This is a genomic window from Nocardia sp. NPDC056000, from assembly GCF_042269265.1.
In the GTDB taxonomy this organism is placed as follows: domain Bacteria; phylum Actinomycetota; class Actinomycetes; order Mycobacteriales; family Mycobacteriaceae; genus Nocardia.
This window is the reverse complement of sequence record NZ_JBHJXS010000001.1, coordinates 602,741-618,107: the sequence shown is the minus strand read 5'-3', so window position 1 is coordinate 618,107 and position 15,367 is coordinate 602,741. Positions and strand designations below refer to the sequence as shown.

Sequence of the window (15,367 nt, the reverse complement as noted above, 5' to 3'; positions counted from 1 at the left end):
GTCTCCATCAGGGGGAGACAGCAAGCTATATCACATGGACGACGAAGCGCTCTTCACCATCGGGGCCCTGGCCGAACGGACCGGGCTCACGGTCAAGACCATCCGGTTCTACGCGGATCGCGGAATCGTGCCGCCCACCGAATTCACCCCCGCCGGCTACCGGCTCTACGACGCCGCGGCGGTGGCCAAGCTCGAACTGGTCCGGACGCTGCGCGATCTGGGGGTTGATCTGGCCACCGTTCGCCGGGTGCTGGCCGATGAGATCACCGTGGCGCAGGTGGCGGCCGTCCATGCGCAGGCCCTGGATTTGCAGATCCGGGTGCTGCGACTGCGGCGCGCGGTGCTGCGCGCCGTTGCCAAACGAGAATCCGACCCACGGGAGATGACCCTCATGCACAAGCTCGTTCAGCTCTCCGATGCCGAACGCCAACGCCTCATCCACGATTTCATCGATGACACCTTCGGCTCGGCCGACGGCAATCCCGAGATGGCGGAACTGGTGCGCACCGCCATGCCGGAGTTGCCCGAGGATCCCGAGCCGCATCAGGTCGAGGCGTGGATCGAGCTGGCCGATCTGGTGCAGGACCCCGATTTCCGTGCGGCCGTGCGACATATGGTCGAGTACCAGGCCAGGGAGCGCGCCGGCGGTGAGACCACCGGACTGCATCACGATCTCACCGAGGCGGTGCGCACCGAGGTCGGCGCGGCGCTCGCGGCGGGCCTCGACCCCGAATCCGGCGCGGCGGCAACGGTTCTCGACGATCTCACCGCCCGCTACGCCGAGACTTTCGGCAAGCCGGACGACACCGAGCTGCGCCGCTGGATGCTGGAGCGGCTCGGTATCGCCAATGACCCGCGCGTGGAACGCTATTGGCGACTGCTCGGCGCCATCAACGGCTGGCCGCCGCTGCCGGATATGTCGCCGATCTTCACCTGGTTCGCCGCCGTGCTGCGGGCGCACCCGGCCGGATCAGGAGAACCAGTGCAGCGGTGAGACTTCGCGAACGTGGATCAGCACGTCGAAGGCGGCGGACAGCGATGCCACCGCGATGAACGCCGCGGTGTCCTGGGCCGGGTTGTAGACGCCGCTGATGACCCGCAGCTTGGCCGGGCCGATGGGATCGGCGGCGCGCAGATCGGACCAGTGCACCGGCAGTTCGGACGATCCGAGCACGGAATCCGCGAAATCCGGTGCGGGGGAGGGGATATCGACTATGCCCACATCGCCGTGGTGGAAGCCGATGGCGATGGAGACGTAGTCGTCGCCGTAATGCCCGCGCAGCACGCTGCCGACGGTCGGCGGGGTGTCCGCGGTGGGTTGCTCACCCAGCGTGGTGGCGGCGCTGTGCGCGATGCCATCCCAGTACACGATGCGCTGTCCGGTGGCGATCCGGTGGTCGATGATCGTGGTCGCCCAGATCGCGTCATCGCCGACGAAGCTGCCGCGCCCGGCCACACTATTGCGGTGGAAATCCACGATCGCCCGCATCGCGGCCCGCGCCTCATCGGAGATCTTCAGTGAATTGACCAGGGTGGCAGCGTCTTCGGCGCGTTCCCGGAAGGCGCGGCCGGGATGGATGCCCTGGGCGCGCTGCACATGCTCATCGGTATCGTGCGCGGTGCGGATCGGGTCCAGATGTGCGGCGAGTTCGGCGAGCAGTTCCGGTGCGGCCTGCCGGACGGCTGCCAGCACCAGGTCGTAATCCGCCGGTTTCGCCTGTGCCGGTTTGACGGCGATGATCCGCACCGGATCGGCGGGATGCTCGCGATTGAAATCCCGAATCCAGTCCAGCGCGGTCGCCATCTCCGCGTGCCGCCAAGGCCCCCAGGCATTTTCGAGCGCCGTGGTGGCCGACCCCGCACCGGTCACCACGTAGTCGTCGAGCACGGCGGCCACATCCGCGCTGTCCTGGAGCGCCACCGTGCGAAACCCGTACTGCTGCACCAGCAGATGGAACAGCGCATCGCGAATGGCGAAGGTCTCGGGTGCGAACCGGGTCGATTCGCCGATGCCGACCACCTGGGCGGTGGCCACCGAGCGCGCGATTTCCGCCAGCCCGGCCGCATCCAGCGGCCGGATCGGCAGATCGGACAGGGTGAAACCGGCCGAAGGCAGTGCCGGAGTGGAGGTCGCGTTCATACCGCCACTCTCGTACCTGAACAAAGGTTCAGGTCAAGGGGCTTGTGACCGGCGCTACTTCAGCTCCGAACCCTTGGCCACGACCACCGCGTACACGTCGCCGATGGTGGCGAGCGCGGCATTGTGCAACTGCTCGGCCGAGACCTCGGCCACGGCGGTGGACAGCGGGCGGGTGGCGCAGGCATCGGCGACCACGGTCGGCGCATTACCGCGCAGGAACGCGCCCTCGGCGGTGAACTGCACGCACATGTGGGTCATGAAGCCGATGAGGATGACGTTCTTATTGCCCGCCGCGTCGATTCGCTCGCCGAGATCGGTGTCGATGAAACTGTTCGGCGCGGTCTTCACCACCACCGCCTCGCCCTCGAGGGCCGCGACGCGGGGGTGGATCTGCCCGATCTCGGCGGTGATGTCGTAGGGCGTGCCCTCGCCGCCGTCATTGATGACGTGGATGATCGTCGATCCGGCCGCGCGGGCCCGGGCCAGCAGATCGGCCGCGGCGTCGAGCGCGGCTTCCCAGCCGGTGAGTTCCATGACACCGCGCGTGTAGGTGTTCTGGTAGTCGATCAGGACGAGGGTCGAATCGGCGAGCGAAGCCGGAGTCTGATCGAGACCGTCGAGCTCACGCAGCGTGGTGGAAGCCATGGAACATCCTTTCGGGAAGTGAATGTCTATCACGCTAGGCCCGAATCGGCGTGTCGGAAATGTCATGTAACCTGCAAATCCGGACATCACCCGAATCGCAGCGGAGCGGCCATGCGCACCAAGGAACGCCTGATCGTCGTCGTCCTGTTCGAGGGCGTGGACCTACTCGATGTCACCGGTCCGCCGGAGGTGTTCGCGCTGCTGGAGCGCGAGGTGGATGCGCCGACCGGATATCGGGTGCTGCTCGCGGCCGAGACGATGGACCCGATCACCACCTCGGCGGGGGTGCGGGTATTGCCGGACAGCACTTTCGAGGACATCGCGGCGCGTGCCATCGATACGCTCATCGTGCCGGGCGCGGTCGAGGTCGACGCCGACCGCCGGGTGCGCGCGGTCTGCGATCCGATGGTGGTGGGCTGGGTGAAAGCCCTGTCCGCCCATGCCCGTCGGATCGCTTCGGTCTGCGTCGGCGCGCATATCCTCGCCGATGCCGGACTGCTGGACGGTAAGCGCGCCACCACGCACTGGTCCACCGCACAGCAGTTGGCCGCCGACCATCCGGCCGTGGAGGTCGACGCCGATCCGATCTACATTCGCTCCGGCGATGTCTGGACCGGTGCGGGTTTGACGGCCTGCCTGGACCTTTCGCTGGCGCTGGTCGCCGATGACTTCGGCGACGCGGCCGCGCTGCGGGTGGCGCGTCAGCTCGTCATGTATCTCAAAAGGCCAAGCGGCCAAAGCCAATTCAGCGTTTCGCTGGAGCCGCTGTCCACGACGCGGCGGATAGAGGAGTTGCGGCTCTACATTTCCCGGCATATCAGCGAACCGCTGACCGTCACCGATCTGGCCGCGCAGGCGCATGTGAGCGAACGGCAGTTGAGCCGGGTCTTCAAAACCGATCTCGGTATGACCCCGGCCGCGTACATCGAATCCGCACGCGTGGAGGCGGCCCGGAATCATTTGGAAACCAGTGATCACACCCTGGCGCGCATTGCCACGCTGAGCGGCTTCAACACCACCGATACGCTCACCCGCGCCTTTCGCCGCATCCTCGATACGACGCCCACCGAATATCGAAACCGCTTCCGGATCAACTGAGTCCGGTAACCGAGTAGCTATTTGACCAATGTGAATTGCATGACGTCCAGGTGCCCGGCGTGGAAGTAGTGCGCGCAGCCGGTCAGATATTTCATGTAGCGCTCGTACACCTCTTCGGAGGTGAGACGGATCGCCTGCTCACGATGGGTTTCCAGGGCCTGCGCCCACAGTTCGAGGGTGCGCGCGTAATGCGGTTGCAGCGAATGAATGCGCTGGGTGTGGAATCCGGCCGCCCCGGCGAGTCCGGTCACCACCGGTGGCTGCGGTAACTGCCCGCCGGGGAAGATCTCCCGCTTCATGAAGATGTGGAACAGCGCGTCCTCCCGGGTGACCGGAATCTGCCGCTCCCGCAATTCGGCCAGCGTGCGCCCGATAATGCTGTGCAGCAGCATGCGCCCGTCGGTCGGCAGCATGGCGTGGCAGCGCGCGAAGAACTCCGGATAGCGTTCCTTGCGGAAATGCTCGAACGCGCCGATGCTGACAATGCGATCGGCGCCGCCGGTGTATTCCTCCCAACCCTGCAGCAGCACTTGCGCATCGGTGAGTCCGAGCCGGTCGATACGGGCGCGCGCGTACTCGAATTGATTGCGGCTCAAGGTGAGTCCGATGACCCGCACGCCGTACTCCTGGGCGGCGCGGATCATGGTCGCGCCCCAGCCGCAGCCGATATCGAGCAGGGTCATCCCGGGTTGCAGCTTCAGCTTGCCGAGCGCGAGATCGATCTTGGCGAGTTGGGCCCGCTCCAAAGTCATTGCGGGATCGGCGAAGTAGGCGCAGCTGTAGGTCATGGAGGGGTCGAGGAAGAGTTCGTAGAACTCGTCGGACAGGTCGTAGTGCGACTGCACCTGCTGATAGAACGGCGCGAGATCGGCGGCCATGAGGCGCTCCTGTGGTCGATGGACACCAGGACATACGGGGGCGATGCGCGATGCGTTCTAGATCCATGACACACCGGCGACACTCCGTGCTTTTCACTCCGAGTTTCCGATTCGAGCCCTGTACGACCGGCCAGGCTGCTTTCCTGAAGAGGGTTCAGCATCGCTACAGCAAACACAATTCGGAGGTTGGGGAACAGCCATGCACCGCACAGGACACGAAGAGGTCCGGTCCGGCAGACCGTGGCTGTGGACGGCGCTCGCCGCGCTGGTCGTGGTCGGCACCGCCACCTGGGTGATGCGCCCCGAACCGGTGGCCTGCCGCAGCGCCGCGCCCATCACCACCGTCATTACGCTGCCCCCCGCCGCCACCGCGAATTCGGTTACCACGCAGCAGCTTCCGCCGCCGCAGCCCGCGCCCGCCCCAGAGGCGGCCGAGGCGCGCTATTACGCGTTCGGCCCCGGCGTCGCCTGTTCACTGCCGGACCTGCCCCTGGACGGCTATTACGTCGGCGTCTCGACCAGCGAATACGACGGTTCCACCCCGTGCGGCTCCTATATCGATATCGACGGCCCGCTCGGCAGCGTCCGCGCCCAGATCGTGGATCGCTGTCCGGGCTGCGCCCCGCACCAATACGATCTCAGCAGAGCGGCTTTCGAAGCCATCGCGCACACCATCGACGGCGTCGCCCAGATTCGGATCAATCGCGTGCGCGATCCAAATCCGGCCCCCGAACTCTTCTACCGCGTGCAGCAGAGCTCCTCGGTCAGCTGGATCGGCCTGCTCTTCTCCGGCGGCGGAAATCCATTGCGCGAGGTGGCATTACGGCCGGAATCCGGCGGTGACTTCCGTCCGCTGCGGCGCGGCTACGACAACTACTGGTCCATTTCCGGCCTGGGTGCGGGCCCGTTCACCGCCCGCGTCACCGATATCTACGATCACGTCGTCGAGGTGCCGGGCGTGGTCATCGCCCCGGGTCAGTTGCGCTACACCGGAATTCGGCTCTACGACCTCCCCGATCCGGCGGCCGCCGTCACCACGACGCCCGCACCCGCGCCACCGCCGGTGGTGGTCACGACCGTCGTCGCCGCGCCGCAGCACTGCGCGAAGTAGCGCGGCGCTCGAATCCCGGGCCTATGACGCCGCGGGACGTGGCTTACGAGTGCGCGCCGCCTCGATGCGCGCCGCCAATTCCACCAAATCCGCGGCGGGGCCGTTCGGCGGCGTGCGCCGGTGCCAGATGGCACGAAACTTTCTGGTCAGCACCGTCGAATCGGCGAGGCGCACCTCGCACAGGGTTCCGGCGCGCAGTTCGTGCGCCACGATCAGGCGGCTGACCACCGCGGGTGCGTCACCGTTCCGCGCGGTGGTGAGAATCGCTGCGGCGGAACCGAGTTCGGCCGCGGGCGGGGCCGGTGTGCCATGCATCTCCAGTGTCTCCCACACCGTATCGCGGGTGCCGGAGCCCCGTTCCCGCCACAGCAGCGGGGTCTCGGCGAGCTCGCGCGAGGTCAGCGCTCGCCGCCGGGACGCCCAGGGATGCGTCGGCGCGACGATGACGACCAGCTCATCGGCGGCGAGCACCCGACTGCCCAATCCCGGTGGCGCGTGCGGTCCTTCGACGAATCCGAGATCGGCCTCGCGCGCGCCGACGGCCGCCGCCACCTGCCGGGAATTGGCCACATCCAGCACCACCGCCAGCTCCGGGCGGATCTTGCGCAGCGCGGTCAGCCAGTGCGGAATGCGGTGGTCGGCAATGGTTGTGGAGGCGACCACGCGCAGTCCGGGTCGACCGGCGCTGTGCAATGCCGCGATCCCGTCATTGAGGGACAGCGCCGCCACCAGCACCGGCCGGGCGAGTTCGACCACGGCGTGCCCGGCATCGGTGAGCATCGATCCGGTTCGCCCGCGATCCAGCAGCCGCAGATTCAACCGCCGCTCCAGCGCGGTGATCCGCATGCTCGCGGCGGGCTGACTGATGCCGTGCCGCCGCGCGGCGGCACCGAGACTCCCCAGTTCGGCCACCGAGACGAGCAGGTCCAGGACCTCCAGATCGGGTGTCCCCGGCGGCAATGACATAAGCACAGCTTATGACGTGGGCGACTGCTGCCCGCTACCCGCGAGCGCGGATGCGCAGCACGATCATGCATATCCGCAGTACGCGGCCCCGAAGTTCGACCGAGGAGCACACCATGACCTTCGTGATAGGCGCCGCCTGCGTAGACGTCCTGGACAAAGCCTGCATCGAGGAATGCCCCGTCGACTGCATCGCCATCGGTGATCGCATGGCCTACATCGATCCGGATCAGTGCATCGACTGCAGCGGTTGCGAACCGGTCTGCCCGGTCGAGGCCATCTACCACGAGGACGATTTGCCTTCCGGCCAAGAGCATTTCATCGCCGAGAACGCCCGCTACTTCGCCGAACGGCGGTAACTCACGGCCGGTACAGCGTGATGGTGTGCTCGATGCAGCGGTCGATCAGATCGTCGTCGATCGCCTCCCCGGTCACCAGCAGCCGGAAATACAGTGGTGCGGTGAGGGTTTCCAGGACCGCTCGCGGTTCGGCGTCGGTGCGCAGGGTTCCGGCGGCCCGGGCGCGGTCGATGACCGGAGCGATCTGTGCGAATCGATTGTCCCAGAACGCCGTTCGAGCGGCAGTGAGCTCCGGATCGCCGTCCAGCGCGGCCGCGGTGCCCAGTAGCCGGGCCACTCCGGGGCGGGTGATTAGATCACCGATCTGTTCGAGCACCTGACGCAGATCACCCCGCAGTGCGCCGGTGTGCGGCGGTGGATTGCCGATCTCGGCGAGCTGGGTCACCGCATCGGCGATCAGGGCGGTGCGCGAACCCCAGCGGCGATAGAGCGTGGTCTCGGCGACTCCGGCGCGCACCGCCACACTGCCCAGGCTGAGTCCCTCGATGCCGTGGTCGAGGACCTGCTGCAAAGTCGCGGCGAGCACCGCGTCCCGCACTCGGGCGCTGCGGCCACCGGTGCGTTTGCGCGGCGGTGTCACGGGCTCCGGACTCATTGCGCCGCACCGGTGGTCGTGGCCTCGGTCCAATTGGAGAATTCGCAGGCCAGATGCCATCGATGCGCGGCGACCATGGTGGGCAGGGTCGGCAGTGGGAATTCGACCGTCAACCGAGCGTGGAAACCGTTCGAGGTATCGCGGAACTGGTGCCGCACACCGCCGATCGGACTGCCGTTGCGCGACCGCGCCACCCCCGCGACCTGATGGGGAAATGCGGTGTCCGCGACGGTGACCAGGCTGGATACATCGTCGTAGTCGACGAGGAAGCTCGATGCGAGCGGACTGCCGCCGGTGGTCTCGAGCACCTCCTGACCGCGTTCGCCCACACCGAAATCGAAATGATCCGGACAGGCGCGCAGCATCGCGACGGGATCGCCGGAGCCCGCGGCCGCCTCGAACCAGGCGGCGAATTGCGCGGCGGTTCCGGCGGATACCCGGAGGTCGACCACGCTCGTGCGCCGCCGCGGACTCATCCGCGCCTGCGTCCGCGCGATGCGATCGGCCCACCGCACGTTCCGTGCCAGGCGCGCCCGCACCTCGGCCGCACCCAGGTCGAGCTTGGTTCGCAACAGTTCTTCCCGGCGCTCATCGACGCTCCCGCTTCCCGGCGCGGGTACCCCCAATTTCTTCGCCGCCGCATCGATGCGGCGGTCCTCCCATGCGAGCACCTCGTCCCGTTCGACGCGCCGCCCGCCGATATCGGCCACGATCCCGACCGCACGCGATTCGCTCACGCCGACTCCTTAAAGCTAGGAAAACCACTCTTAAGGGAGGTTAGCACTCCGGCCGCCCGTTAGAATTGCCGAATGCCGACGCTGCTCTCCCGTATCAGCACTCAGCCCGAGATAGCTGAATTCCTTCGCTGGCCCGGCGATTTCGAGCTCGATCGGGCGGACCACGTCGAACCGGTGCACCTCGCTTCGGGCGCTCGGCTGGAGGGATTCGCCGGGGACGGGAGCGGCGGCACCTTCTTCTTCTGCGGGGAGGGCGGCGACGAACGGGCGGTGCTGTACGCCGATTCGGAGGGGAGTGCGGGGCTCATCGCGGTCGGTCTGCGGGAGCTGTTGCAGCTGCTGTTCGTCGTGCCCTGGTGGCGGGACTGTCCATCGTTCACCGAGGCGGAGAGTCGCGCGGCCGCGTCGGAATTTCTGGAGGATATGCCCGATTTGGCGGATCTCCGAGATCGAGCGGCTGCCGCGCTGGGGCTCGATCTGCCGACCGAATCCGAAGCGCTGCAACGACTTCGGCAGCGTTCGTCGCAGGCGTCGCAGGACTACATCCTCATCCTGACCTCGGAAGGTACGCCCTACGAGCCGCTGTTCGGCGAGTAGCCATTCGCGCCACGGGGCCGGTTACCGGCTCTACCATCGACAGCTGTGACGTCCCCAGTGAATCAACCGAATTCCGTGGTCATCATTGTCGACGCGCAGAATGGCGTCGTCGCCGACGCCTATCGGCGTGACGAGGTCGTCGGCGCGATCGGCCGCCTCGTCGACAAGGCGCGTGCCGCCAAGGTGCCCGTGCTCTGGATTCAGGACGTGGGGGAGAACCGCGCGCACGGGACCGAACCGTGGCAGGTTGTCCCGGAACTGGTTCCGGCCGACGATGAACTCCGCGTAGACAAGAGCTACGGCGACTCCTTCGAGGACACCGAACTCGAGATGCTCCTCACCCAACTCGAGGCCAGTCGCCTGTACATCGCCGGTGCGCAGACCGACGCCTGCATCCGCTCGACATTGCACGGCTCGTTCGTCCGCGGCTACGACACCGTCCTGGTGGCGGATGCCCACACCACCGAGGACCTGTCCGAATGGGGCGCGCCTTCCCCGGAGGCCGTGATTCGCCACACCAACCTCTACTGGCAGCACACCTCCGCCCCCGGTCGCATCGCGGCGGTAATCCCCACGGACGACATCGAATTCGCCGAATAGCCCGTCCGCTGGGCGGCCGCCGATCCGCCGGTGGGGCGGGATTATGGCATCATCGAGTGAAACGTGTTCTATTTTCGGTAGTTGACGCGGCTCGCAGGGAGGCCCTCGATGACGAACTCCGGTGTGGATTACCAGGCGCAGGACGTGGCGGGTGACAAGCGTGGGCGGCGGCGGTTGTCACCGCGGATCGCCAGGTTGACCGAGGTGCCGCAGGGCTCGATGGTGGAACTGCCGGGGCGCGGGAGCACCTACGTGGTGGATCTGCCGGGGCCGTCCGCGGATTCGCCGACCGTGGTGCTGCTGCACGGGATGGCCACCACCGCCATGCTGAACTGGTTCCCGTCGCTGCGCGAGCTCAATGAGCGGTATCGCGTGGTGCTGTTCGATCAGCGCTGGCACGGGCACGGAATCCGTTCGGAGCGTTTCATTCTCGATGATCTGGCCGATGACGCCATTGCCGTGTGCGAGGTGCTCGGGGTGGAGCGCCCGATTCTGGCCGGGTATTCCATGGGCGGCGTGGTGGCGCAGCTGGCCGCGCATCGACAGCCGGACAAGGTGGGCGGAGTAGTGCTGGCCGCCACCACCTATCGGTTCCAGGAGACCCGCCGGGAGCGGGCGTTTCACAAGAGCTGGGGCGTGCTGGCCGCGTCCTTCGCCGAATTGTCCCTGCGGCGTGCGGAATTGCATAAGCAGAAGCTGCCGTTGCTGCCTGAGTCGTCCTGGCCGGTGGGCCGGATGGATCGCTGGGCCATGTCGGAGATGCGCAGCACGAGTGGCTGGGCGCTGGCGCAGGCGCTGGCGGTGCTGGGGCAGTTCGATTCGAGCGAATGGCTGCCGACCTTGAAAGTGCCGACGGCGGTGGTCATTACGACCAGGGATCGGGCGCTGCCGGTATTCCGGCAGTTGGAGATGGCGAAAGCCATTCCGGGAGCGGAGATCTTCCTCGCCAAGGCCGGTCATGCGGCCTGTGCACTCGAGGCGGACGTCTTTGTCCCGGTATTCCTCGAGGCCGTGCAATCGGTGGCCGGTCGGTTGTAGGCCGAAGCGGGCCGGGCTGTAAGCCGTTACGGCTCAGCTGTTTTCGCGGGCCGCCTTGAGCAGCTCGGTGATCACCTCGGGGACGGCGTCGGCGATCTTCTCGATATCGGGTACCAGCTCCTTGGCGGCGATGAAGCCGAAGTCCAGGTTGCCGTTATTGGAGATGACGGTGGCGGTCAATCCCGCACCGTGGAAGACCGGCCCGAACGGATACATCGAGGCCACTCGCACGCCCAGGAAGTACATGGGGAAGTTGGGTCCGGGCACATTCGAGACCACCAGATTGTGCACCACCGGATGATGCTCGGCCAGCTTCAGTGACGAATAGGCGCGCGCGGCGAGCTGAAAGGTGTTGGGCGGGGCGTACTTCGCCCAATCCTGGAGGAAGTCGGCGCCGATGAGATTGTGCTCCTCCTTGGCCCCCTGGTTGTCCGCGGCGATGGCCCGCACCCGCTCCACCGGATCGGCGATATCGGTGTAGAGCCGGGAGAAGATGGTCGACACCTTATTGGTGCCCTCGTCATGCCGCGAGGACTCGTGCGTGGACACCGGAACCGATGCGATCAACGAGGTTTCGGGCAGTTCCTCGTGCAGTTCCAGATAACTGCGCAGCGCGCCGCCGACCACGGCCAGCACCACATCGTTGACCTTGACCCCGAACGCGGTCTTTATCTCCTTGATATCGCTCAGTTCCGAGGCCACGAAGGCGGTGGAGCGATGCGGGGTGATTGCGCGATTGAACGGGGTGCGCGGTGCGGTGAACGGCAGTGGCATACCCCGGGTTCCGTCACCATTGCGCCGCCGCTGCACCAGCCCGCTCAGGATTCCGACGGTCTGCGGCACCATACCGAATATGCCGAGCTTGCTCGGGAATTTGGCCAGCGCTTCGATCCCGAGCGCGAGATCATTGGGTTCGCTTTCGGCGGCGGGTGTTTCGGCGGGTGGGTTGTAGGTGACCCCCGGCTGCACATCGCACAGGTGCATCATCATATTGGTGCCGGTGATGCCGTCCACGATGGCGTGGTGGTACTTGGAGATGATCGCCACCTTGCCCTCGGGCAGGCCCTCCACCACCCACATCTCCCACAGCGGCCGGGACCGGTCCAGCGGCCGACCTGCGATATCGCCGGTGACTTCGGCCAATTCGCGTTTCCCGCCCGGTGCGGGCAGCCCCATGCGCCGCACGTGATAGTCGAGATCGAAGCGGGTGTCGCGCACCCACACCGGATGATCGAGGTTGAACGGCACCGCGTGCAGCCGCCGCGTCATGGCGGGGATGAGGTGCAGCCGCCTGCCGAGTTCGGCTTTGAAGTCGTCATAGCTGAATTCGACGCCGTCGGCGCCGGGATCAACTATCAGCAGTGCGCAGACGTGCAGGAGTTGGGTGTCGGTTTCGAGATAGAGGAAGCTCGCATCGAGCCCGGTAAGTCGTTCCATACCAACACCCTATGAGAACTGGTTCTATTTTGCGCACCGATTGCGGTAGCCTCCCGTACCCGTTCGAGGCCGGTTCGTTGCCTCAAAGTAGCTTGTAGATAACAAGTTTCGCAGTGATACGGTTGCGCACCGATTGGGTATCTCTCCAGTGGAATGCGTTGCCGCTGTTAACGCCCCTCCCTACCTTGGGTCACATAGCCCGGTGAATTGTCACTTGTCACTGACAAGAGTCACCGGGCTGCTCACAATGGCGTGAGAGGGTGAGAGCAATGGCCGACCGGAAGGTTCTGCTATCTGAGAAATGGCGTATCGCTTGGGTTTTCGCCGCCGCGCTGGTGGTGGCGAGCGTGTTCTTCCCACTACCGCGAGCCCATGCCGACGGATGTTCGGATGTGGACGTGGTAGTGGCGCGGGGCACGGGTGAACCCGGTTGGCTCGGCGATGTGGTGGGCAATCAGCTGTACGGTCTGCTACAGGATCGATTGCCGGCGTCGACCACGGCATACCCGGTCGCCTATCCGGCGGACTACAGCTTCAATGTCGGCGCGGGTACCGCGGATCTGGTGGGGCATATGGCATCTCAGGCCGCGTCCTGCCCCGGCCAGCGCTTCGTCCTGGTCGGCTACTCACAGGGCGCGGCGGTCGTGCACGCGGCGCTCGGCACCGGAGCGATGGCCGGGTATCCGGGCCGGGTGCAGCTGCCCGCCTATCTCGGCGACCGGATCGCGGCGGTACTGCTGTTCGGCGATCCCATGCGCGCCATCGGCTGGACCGTACCCGGTGAGTACGCCGGACGGACCGGAGACTGGTGCACCGGAGGCGATCCCGTCTGCGGCGCCGGATGGAACGCCCCCGCCCATGTGTCCTACAGCAATAGCTTCGTAGCCGCGGCGAACTTTGCCGCAGTGCGCATCTGAGGCCCGGGGGATAAAAGGTCCGGCCCGGTGGGATGATCCCACCGGGCCGGACCGCTGTGTGCGGGCAGCGATTACCAGTGCAGTCCCGGAATCTTGTTGGTGAAGCGCGCGGCCGGACCGGGCAGGCCCATGAGCGGCTGCACGATCGGCGCGAGCAGCAGCAGCGGGCTGCGCGATTCCGGCTTGTCCGAAGCGTTTTCGGCCACCGCGGCGGGATCGGGCTTGGCCGCCTTGGACTCCCCGAACATCTTGAAGCCCTGCGACAGGATGGCCTTCTTCACCGACGGCATCACGGTGTCCACCAGCTGCGCGAAAGTGCCGATGGGCGTATCGATCCGGCTGGGCCGGTGTTCGAGGGCCCGCACCACCAGATCGGCCGCCTGCTCCGGCGAGTGCACCGGAATGGACTTGTACAGATCGGTCGGCGCGATCATCGGCGTGCGCACCAGCGGCATCCGCACCGAGGTGAAAGTGATTCCGGCATCGGCGTTCTCGACCGCCGCGATCTCGCTGAAATTATCCAGCGCCGACTTGCTCGCCACGTACGCGGCGAACCGCGGCACCTTGGTCTGCACCGCGATGGAGGAGATATTGACGAAGTGCCCGAACCGGCGCTCGCGCATGGACGGCAGCAGCGCGAGGATCAGCCGCACCGCGCCGAAGTAGTTGACCGCCATGGTGCGCTCGAAATCGTGCATGCGGTCGGTGGAATTGGCCACCGCGCGGCGAATGGAGCGCCCCGCGTTGTTCACCACGAAATCGACATGTCCGTGATCGGCGAGCACCTGCTTGACCAGCAGCTCCACCGACTTCTCATCGGTGATATCGCAGGTGTACGCCTGTGCCGCACCGCTTTCCGCGCGCACCGCGACGGCCGCGGCCTCCAAATCCTCCGGCGTGCGCGCCACCATCAGCACGGTGGCCCCGCGCTTGGCGACCGCGTGCGCGGTGGCCAGGCCGATACCGGAGGACGCGCCGGTGACCAGCACGATGCGCCCGGACAGCTTCTCCCGGCCGCGGCGGGCGCGATCGGGATCCAGATTGTGCTCCCAGTAGCTCCACAGCTTGGCCGCGTAGCTGTCGAAGGCGGGCACCGCGATGCCGCTGCCGCGCAACTGCGCCCGGGTGAAGTCGGAGGAGAAGTTCGATTCGAACGCGGTATGCGGTGCGACCTCGGCGGGAATACCCAGCCGCTCCAGTACGAAATCGCGCACCGCGGGCACGCCCGGCAGTTCGCCGAGCGCGTGCAGGGCGGCATGGCTGCCGGGCACCGGCCCGATCCCGGCGGGTGCTCCGGCCGCGCGGGCCAGCGCCGCGTAGATCTTGCCGAACGGCTGCGGTTCGGGATTGGTGAGGTGGAAAGTGCGCCCGATCAGGCCGGGCTTGTTGATCAACTCGACCATCGCCGCGGCGACATAATCCACCGGCACGATATTGGTCGCGCCCAGATCCGGCAGCGGCACCGGCAGTTCCGAGGGCAGTGCGGCGAGTCCGGCAATGGCGGGGAAGAAGTAGTACGGACCGTCGATCTTATCCATTTCGCCGGTGCGGGAATCGCCGACCACAATTGCGGGTCGATAAACGCGCCAGCGCAGGTCGCGGGACTCCCGGACCAGTTTCTCGGCTTCGAATTTGGTGCGGTGATAAGGCGACTCGAGGCGCTGCCCGAGATCGAAATCGTCTTCGAAGAATTTGCCCTGATGATCACCGGCGACCGCGACCGAGGAAACGTGATGCATTACCGCACCGATGGCGGTGGCGAGTGCGACGACCGAACGCGTACCGCTCACATTGGCGGCGTAGGTGCTGTCCTCGTCGGCGGTCATGTCGTAGACCGCGCCGAGGTGGATGACGTGATCGGCCTGCGGCGCCTCGAACGCGCCGTCGATGTCCAGCAGCCCGAGGCCGGGTGCGGTGAGGTCACCGACCAGCGGGAACACTCGATCTTCGGCATCCCAGCCCTGAGCCATCTCGCGCAGCTTGGCGACCGACGCCTCGCGAACCAGTGCGTGGATGACAGCCTGGGGGTCGCGCTCCAGCAGTCCGGCGATCACTCGCCGGCCGAGGAATCCGGTGCCGCCCGTCACGATGTAGGAAACCATCGCCCCTCCTAAATACGAACTTGTTGGTGCTCAACGTTGTTCGTCCGACATGCGTCGGTGGATGTGGACGAGAGAATGCGGCCCCGTAGCAGAATGTCGGGCCGAGGTAGGAACACCATCGTGCCTAACTGATGGGTAACTTTACGGCCC

General features: G+C 66.4%; 15 protein-coding genes and 1 pseudogene. 8 read left to right on the top strand and 8 right to left on the bottom strand.

Going from position 1 to position 15,367, the window contains the following annotated elements:
- Nucleotides 1–34 precede the first annotated feature (34 nt).
- On the top strand, nucleotides 35–994 hold the full coding sequence (locus ACFC4D_RS02885; protein WP_376061439.1) for a MerR family transcriptional regulator: 960 nt from the start codon (nucleotides 35–37) through the stop codon (nucleotides 992–994).
- Here ACFC4D_RS02885 and ACFC4D_RS02880 read toward each other — a convergent pair.
- Nucleotides 971–2,140 (bottom strand): erythromycin esterase family protein, encoded by a 1,170-nt coding sequence (locus ACFC4D_RS02880; protein ID WP_376061437.1) that lies wholly within the window; start codon nucleotides 2,138–2,140, stop codon nucleotides 971–973. The two genes, ACFC4D_RS02885 and ACFC4D_RS02880, sit on opposite strands and share 24 nt — an antisense overlap.
- Nucleotides 2,141–2,194: 54 nt before the next feature.
- Nucleotides 2,195–2,785, bottom strand: a complete 591-nt coding sequence (locus ACFC4D_RS02875) for an isochorismatase family protein (protein ID WP_376061435.1) — start codon at nucleotides 2,783–2,785, stop codon at nucleotides 2,195–2,197.
- A 111-nt stretch (nucleotides 2,786–2,896) separates the two neighbouring features.
- On the opposite strand from ACFC4D_RS02875, the gene ACFC4D_RS02870 reads away from it, so the two are divergent.
- Nucleotides 2,897–3,883, top strand: a complete 987-nt coding sequence (locus ACFC4D_RS02870; RefSeq protein WP_364633541.1) for a DJ-1/PfpI family protein — start codon at nucleotides 2,897–2,899, stop codon at nucleotides 3,881–3,883.
- A 17-nt stretch (nucleotides 3,884–3,900) separates the two neighbouring features.
- Here the strand turns inward: ACFC4D_RS02870 and ACFC4D_RS02865 are convergent, their stop codons facing one another.
- A complete protein-coding gene (locus tag ACFC4D_RS02865) occupies nucleotides 3,901–4,761 on the bottom strand; it encodes a cyclopropane mycolic acid synthase family methyltransferase (protein WP_375967037.1) in 861 nt (286 codons plus the stop codon).
- Nucleotides 4,762–4,960: 199 nt separating this feature from the next.
- On the opposite strand from ACFC4D_RS02865, the gene ACFC4D_RS02860 reads away from it, so the two are divergent.
- The gene (locus ACFC4D_RS02860; protein WP_376061434.1) at nucleotides 4,961–5,872 is read left to right on the top strand and encodes an expansin EXLX1 family cellulose-binding protein; all 912 of its coding nucleotides are present in this window, start codon (nucleotides 4,961–4,963) and stop codon (nucleotides 5,870–5,872) included.
- Nucleotides 5,873–5,893: 21 nt separating this feature from the next.
- Here the strand turns inward: ACFC4D_RS02860 and ACFC4D_RS02855 are convergent, their stop codons facing one another.
- On the bottom strand, nucleotides 5,894–6,838 hold the full coding sequence (locus ACFC4D_RS02855) for a LysR family transcriptional regulator (RefSeq protein ID WP_376061432.1): 945 nt from the start codon (nucleotides 6,836–6,838) through the stop codon (nucleotides 5,894–5,896).
- Between the two features lie 113 nt (nucleotides 6,839–6,951).
- Here ACFC4D_RS02855 and ACFC4D_RS02850 point away from each other — a divergent pair.
- Nucleotides 6,952–7,185, top strand: a pseudogene (locus ACFC4D_RS02850) (indolepyruvate ferredoxin oxidoreductase subunit alpha); the annotation flags it as partial.
- Between the two features lie 10 nt (nucleotides 7,186–7,195).
- Here the strand turns inward: ACFC4D_RS02850 and ACFC4D_RS02845 are convergent.
- Both ACFC4D_RS02845 and ACFC4D_RS02840 read right to left on the bottom strand, forming a co-directional pair.
- Nucleotides 7,196–7,789, bottom strand: a complete 594-nt coding sequence (locus ACFC4D_RS02845; protein ID WP_376061431.1) for a TetR/AcrR family transcriptional regulator C-terminal ligand-binding domain-containing protein — start codon at nucleotides 7,787–7,789, stop codon at nucleotides 7,196–7,198.
- The gene (locus ACFC4D_RS02840) at nucleotides 7,786–8,526 is read right to left on the bottom strand and encodes a hypothetical protein (RefSeq protein ID WP_376061429.1); all 741 of its coding nucleotides are present in this window, start codon (nucleotides 8,524–8,526) and stop codon (nucleotides 7,786–7,788) included. The genes ACFC4D_RS02845 and ACFC4D_RS02840 overlap by 4 nt, the downstream gene beginning before the upstream one ends.
- A gap of 72 nt (nucleotides 8,527–8,598) precedes the next feature.
- On the opposite strand from ACFC4D_RS02840, the gene ACFC4D_RS02835 reads away from it, so the two are divergent.
- The 3 genes from ACFC4D_RS02835 to ACFC4D_RS02825 all read left to right on the top strand — a co-directional run bounded on the left by ACFC4D_RS02835 (nucleotide 8,599) and on the right by ACFC4D_RS02825 (nucleotide 10,761).
- Complete coding sequence (locus ACFC4D_RS02835; protein WP_376061427.1) at nucleotides 8,599–9,123, top strand: hypothetical protein; 525 nt, start codon at nucleotides 8,599–8,601, stop codon at nucleotides 9,121–9,123.
- A 45-nt stretch (nucleotides 9,124–9,168) separates the two neighbouring features.
- A complete protein-coding gene (locus ACFC4D_RS02830; protein WP_376061426.1) occupies nucleotides 9,169–9,723 on the top strand; it encodes an isochorismatase family protein in 555 nt (184 codons plus the stop codon).
- 108 nt (nucleotides 9,724–9,831) lie between these two features.
- Nucleotides 9,832–10,761: an alpha/beta fold hydrolase gene (locus ACFC4D_RS02825; protein WP_376061424.1), complete on the top strand. Its 930-nt coding sequence runs from the start codon at nucleotides 9,832–9,834 to the stop codon at nucleotides 10,759–10,761.
- 33 nt (nucleotides 10,762–10,794) lie between these two features.
- On the opposite strand, the gene ACFC4D_RS02820 is transcribed toward ACFC4D_RS02825, so the two are convergent.
- Nucleotides 10,795–12,198 carry a wax ester/triacylglycerol synthase family O-acyltransferase gene (locus ACFC4D_RS02820; protein WP_376061423.1) on the bottom strand — a complete coding sequence of 468 codons (1,404 nt, stop codon included), beginning with the start codon at nucleotides 12,196–12,198 and terminating at the stop codon, nucleotides 10,795–10,797.
- A 269-nt stretch (nucleotides 12,199–12,467) separates the two neighbouring features.
- On the opposite strand from ACFC4D_RS02820, the gene ACFC4D_RS02815 reads away from it, so the two are divergent.
- A complete protein-coding gene (locus ACFC4D_RS02815; protein WP_376061421.1) occupies nucleotides 12,468–13,115 on the top strand; it encodes a cutinase family protein in 648 nt (215 codons plus the stop codon).
- Between the two features lie 71 nt (nucleotides 13,116–13,186).
- Here the strand turns inward: ACFC4D_RS02815 and ACFC4D_RS02810 are convergent, their stop codons facing one another.
- Nucleotides 13,187–15,217, bottom strand: a complete 2,031-nt coding sequence (locus ACFC4D_RS02810; protein WP_376061420.1) for an SDR family oxidoreductase — start codon at nucleotides 15,215–15,217, stop codon at nucleotides 13,187–13,189.
- Nucleotides 15,218–15,367: the final 150 nt, after the last annotated feature.

Bases quoted from the DNA above. Each gene is read 5' to 3' on its own strand.
- ACFC4D_RS02885 (WP_376061439.1), top strand. From the start codon at position 35: ATGGACGACGAAGCGCTCTTCACCATCGGGGCCCTGGCCGAACGGACC.
- ACFC4D_RS02880 (WP_376061437.1), bottom strand. From the start codon at position 2,140: ATGAACGCGACCTCCACTCCGGCACTGCCTTCGGCCGGTTTCACCCTG.
- ACFC4D_RS02875 (WP_376061435.1), bottom strand. From the start codon at position 2,785: ATGGCTTCCACCACGCTGCGTGAGCTCGACGGTCTCGATCAGACTCCG.
- ACFC4D_RS02870 (WP_364633541.1), top strand. From the start codon at position 2,897: ATGCGCACCAAGGAACGCCTGATCGTCGTCGTCCTGTTCGAGGGCGTG.
- ACFC4D_RS02865 (WP_375967037.1), bottom strand. From the start codon at position 4,761: ATGGCCGCCGATCTCGCGCCGTTCTATCAGCAGGTGCAGTCGCACTAC.
- ACFC4D_RS02860 (WP_376061434.1), top strand. From the start codon at position 4,961: ATGCACCGCACAGGACACGAAGAGGTCCGGTCCGGCAGACCGTGGCTG.
- ACFC4D_RS02855 (WP_376061432.1), bottom strand. From the start codon at position 6,838: ATGTCATTGCCGCCGGGGACACCCGATCTGGAGGTCCTGGACCTGCTC.
- ACFC4D_RS02845 (WP_376061431.1), bottom strand. From the start codon at position 7,789: ATGAGTCCGGAGCCCGTGACACCGCCGCGCAAACGCACCGGTGGCCGC.
- ACFC4D_RS02835 (WP_376061427.1), top strand. From the start codon at position 8,599: ATGCCGACGCTGCTCTCCCGTATCAGCACTCAGCCCGAGATAGCTGAA.
- ACFC4D_RS02825 (WP_376061424.1), top strand. From the start codon at position 9,832: ATGACGAACTCCGGTGTGGATTACCAGGCGCAGGACGTGGCGGGTGAC.
- ACFC4D_RS02820 (WP_376061423.1), bottom strand. From the start codon at position 12,198: ATGGAACGACTTACCGGGCTCGATGCGAGCTTCCTCTATCTCGAAACC.
- ACFC4D_RS02815 (WP_376061421.1), top strand. From the start codon at position 12,468: ATGGCCGACCGGAAGGTTCTGCTATCTGAGAAATGGCGTATCGCTTGG.
- ACFC4D_RS02810 (WP_376061420.1), bottom strand. From the start codon at position 15,217: ATGGTTTCCTACATCGTGACGGGCGGCACCGGATTCCTCGGCCGGCGA.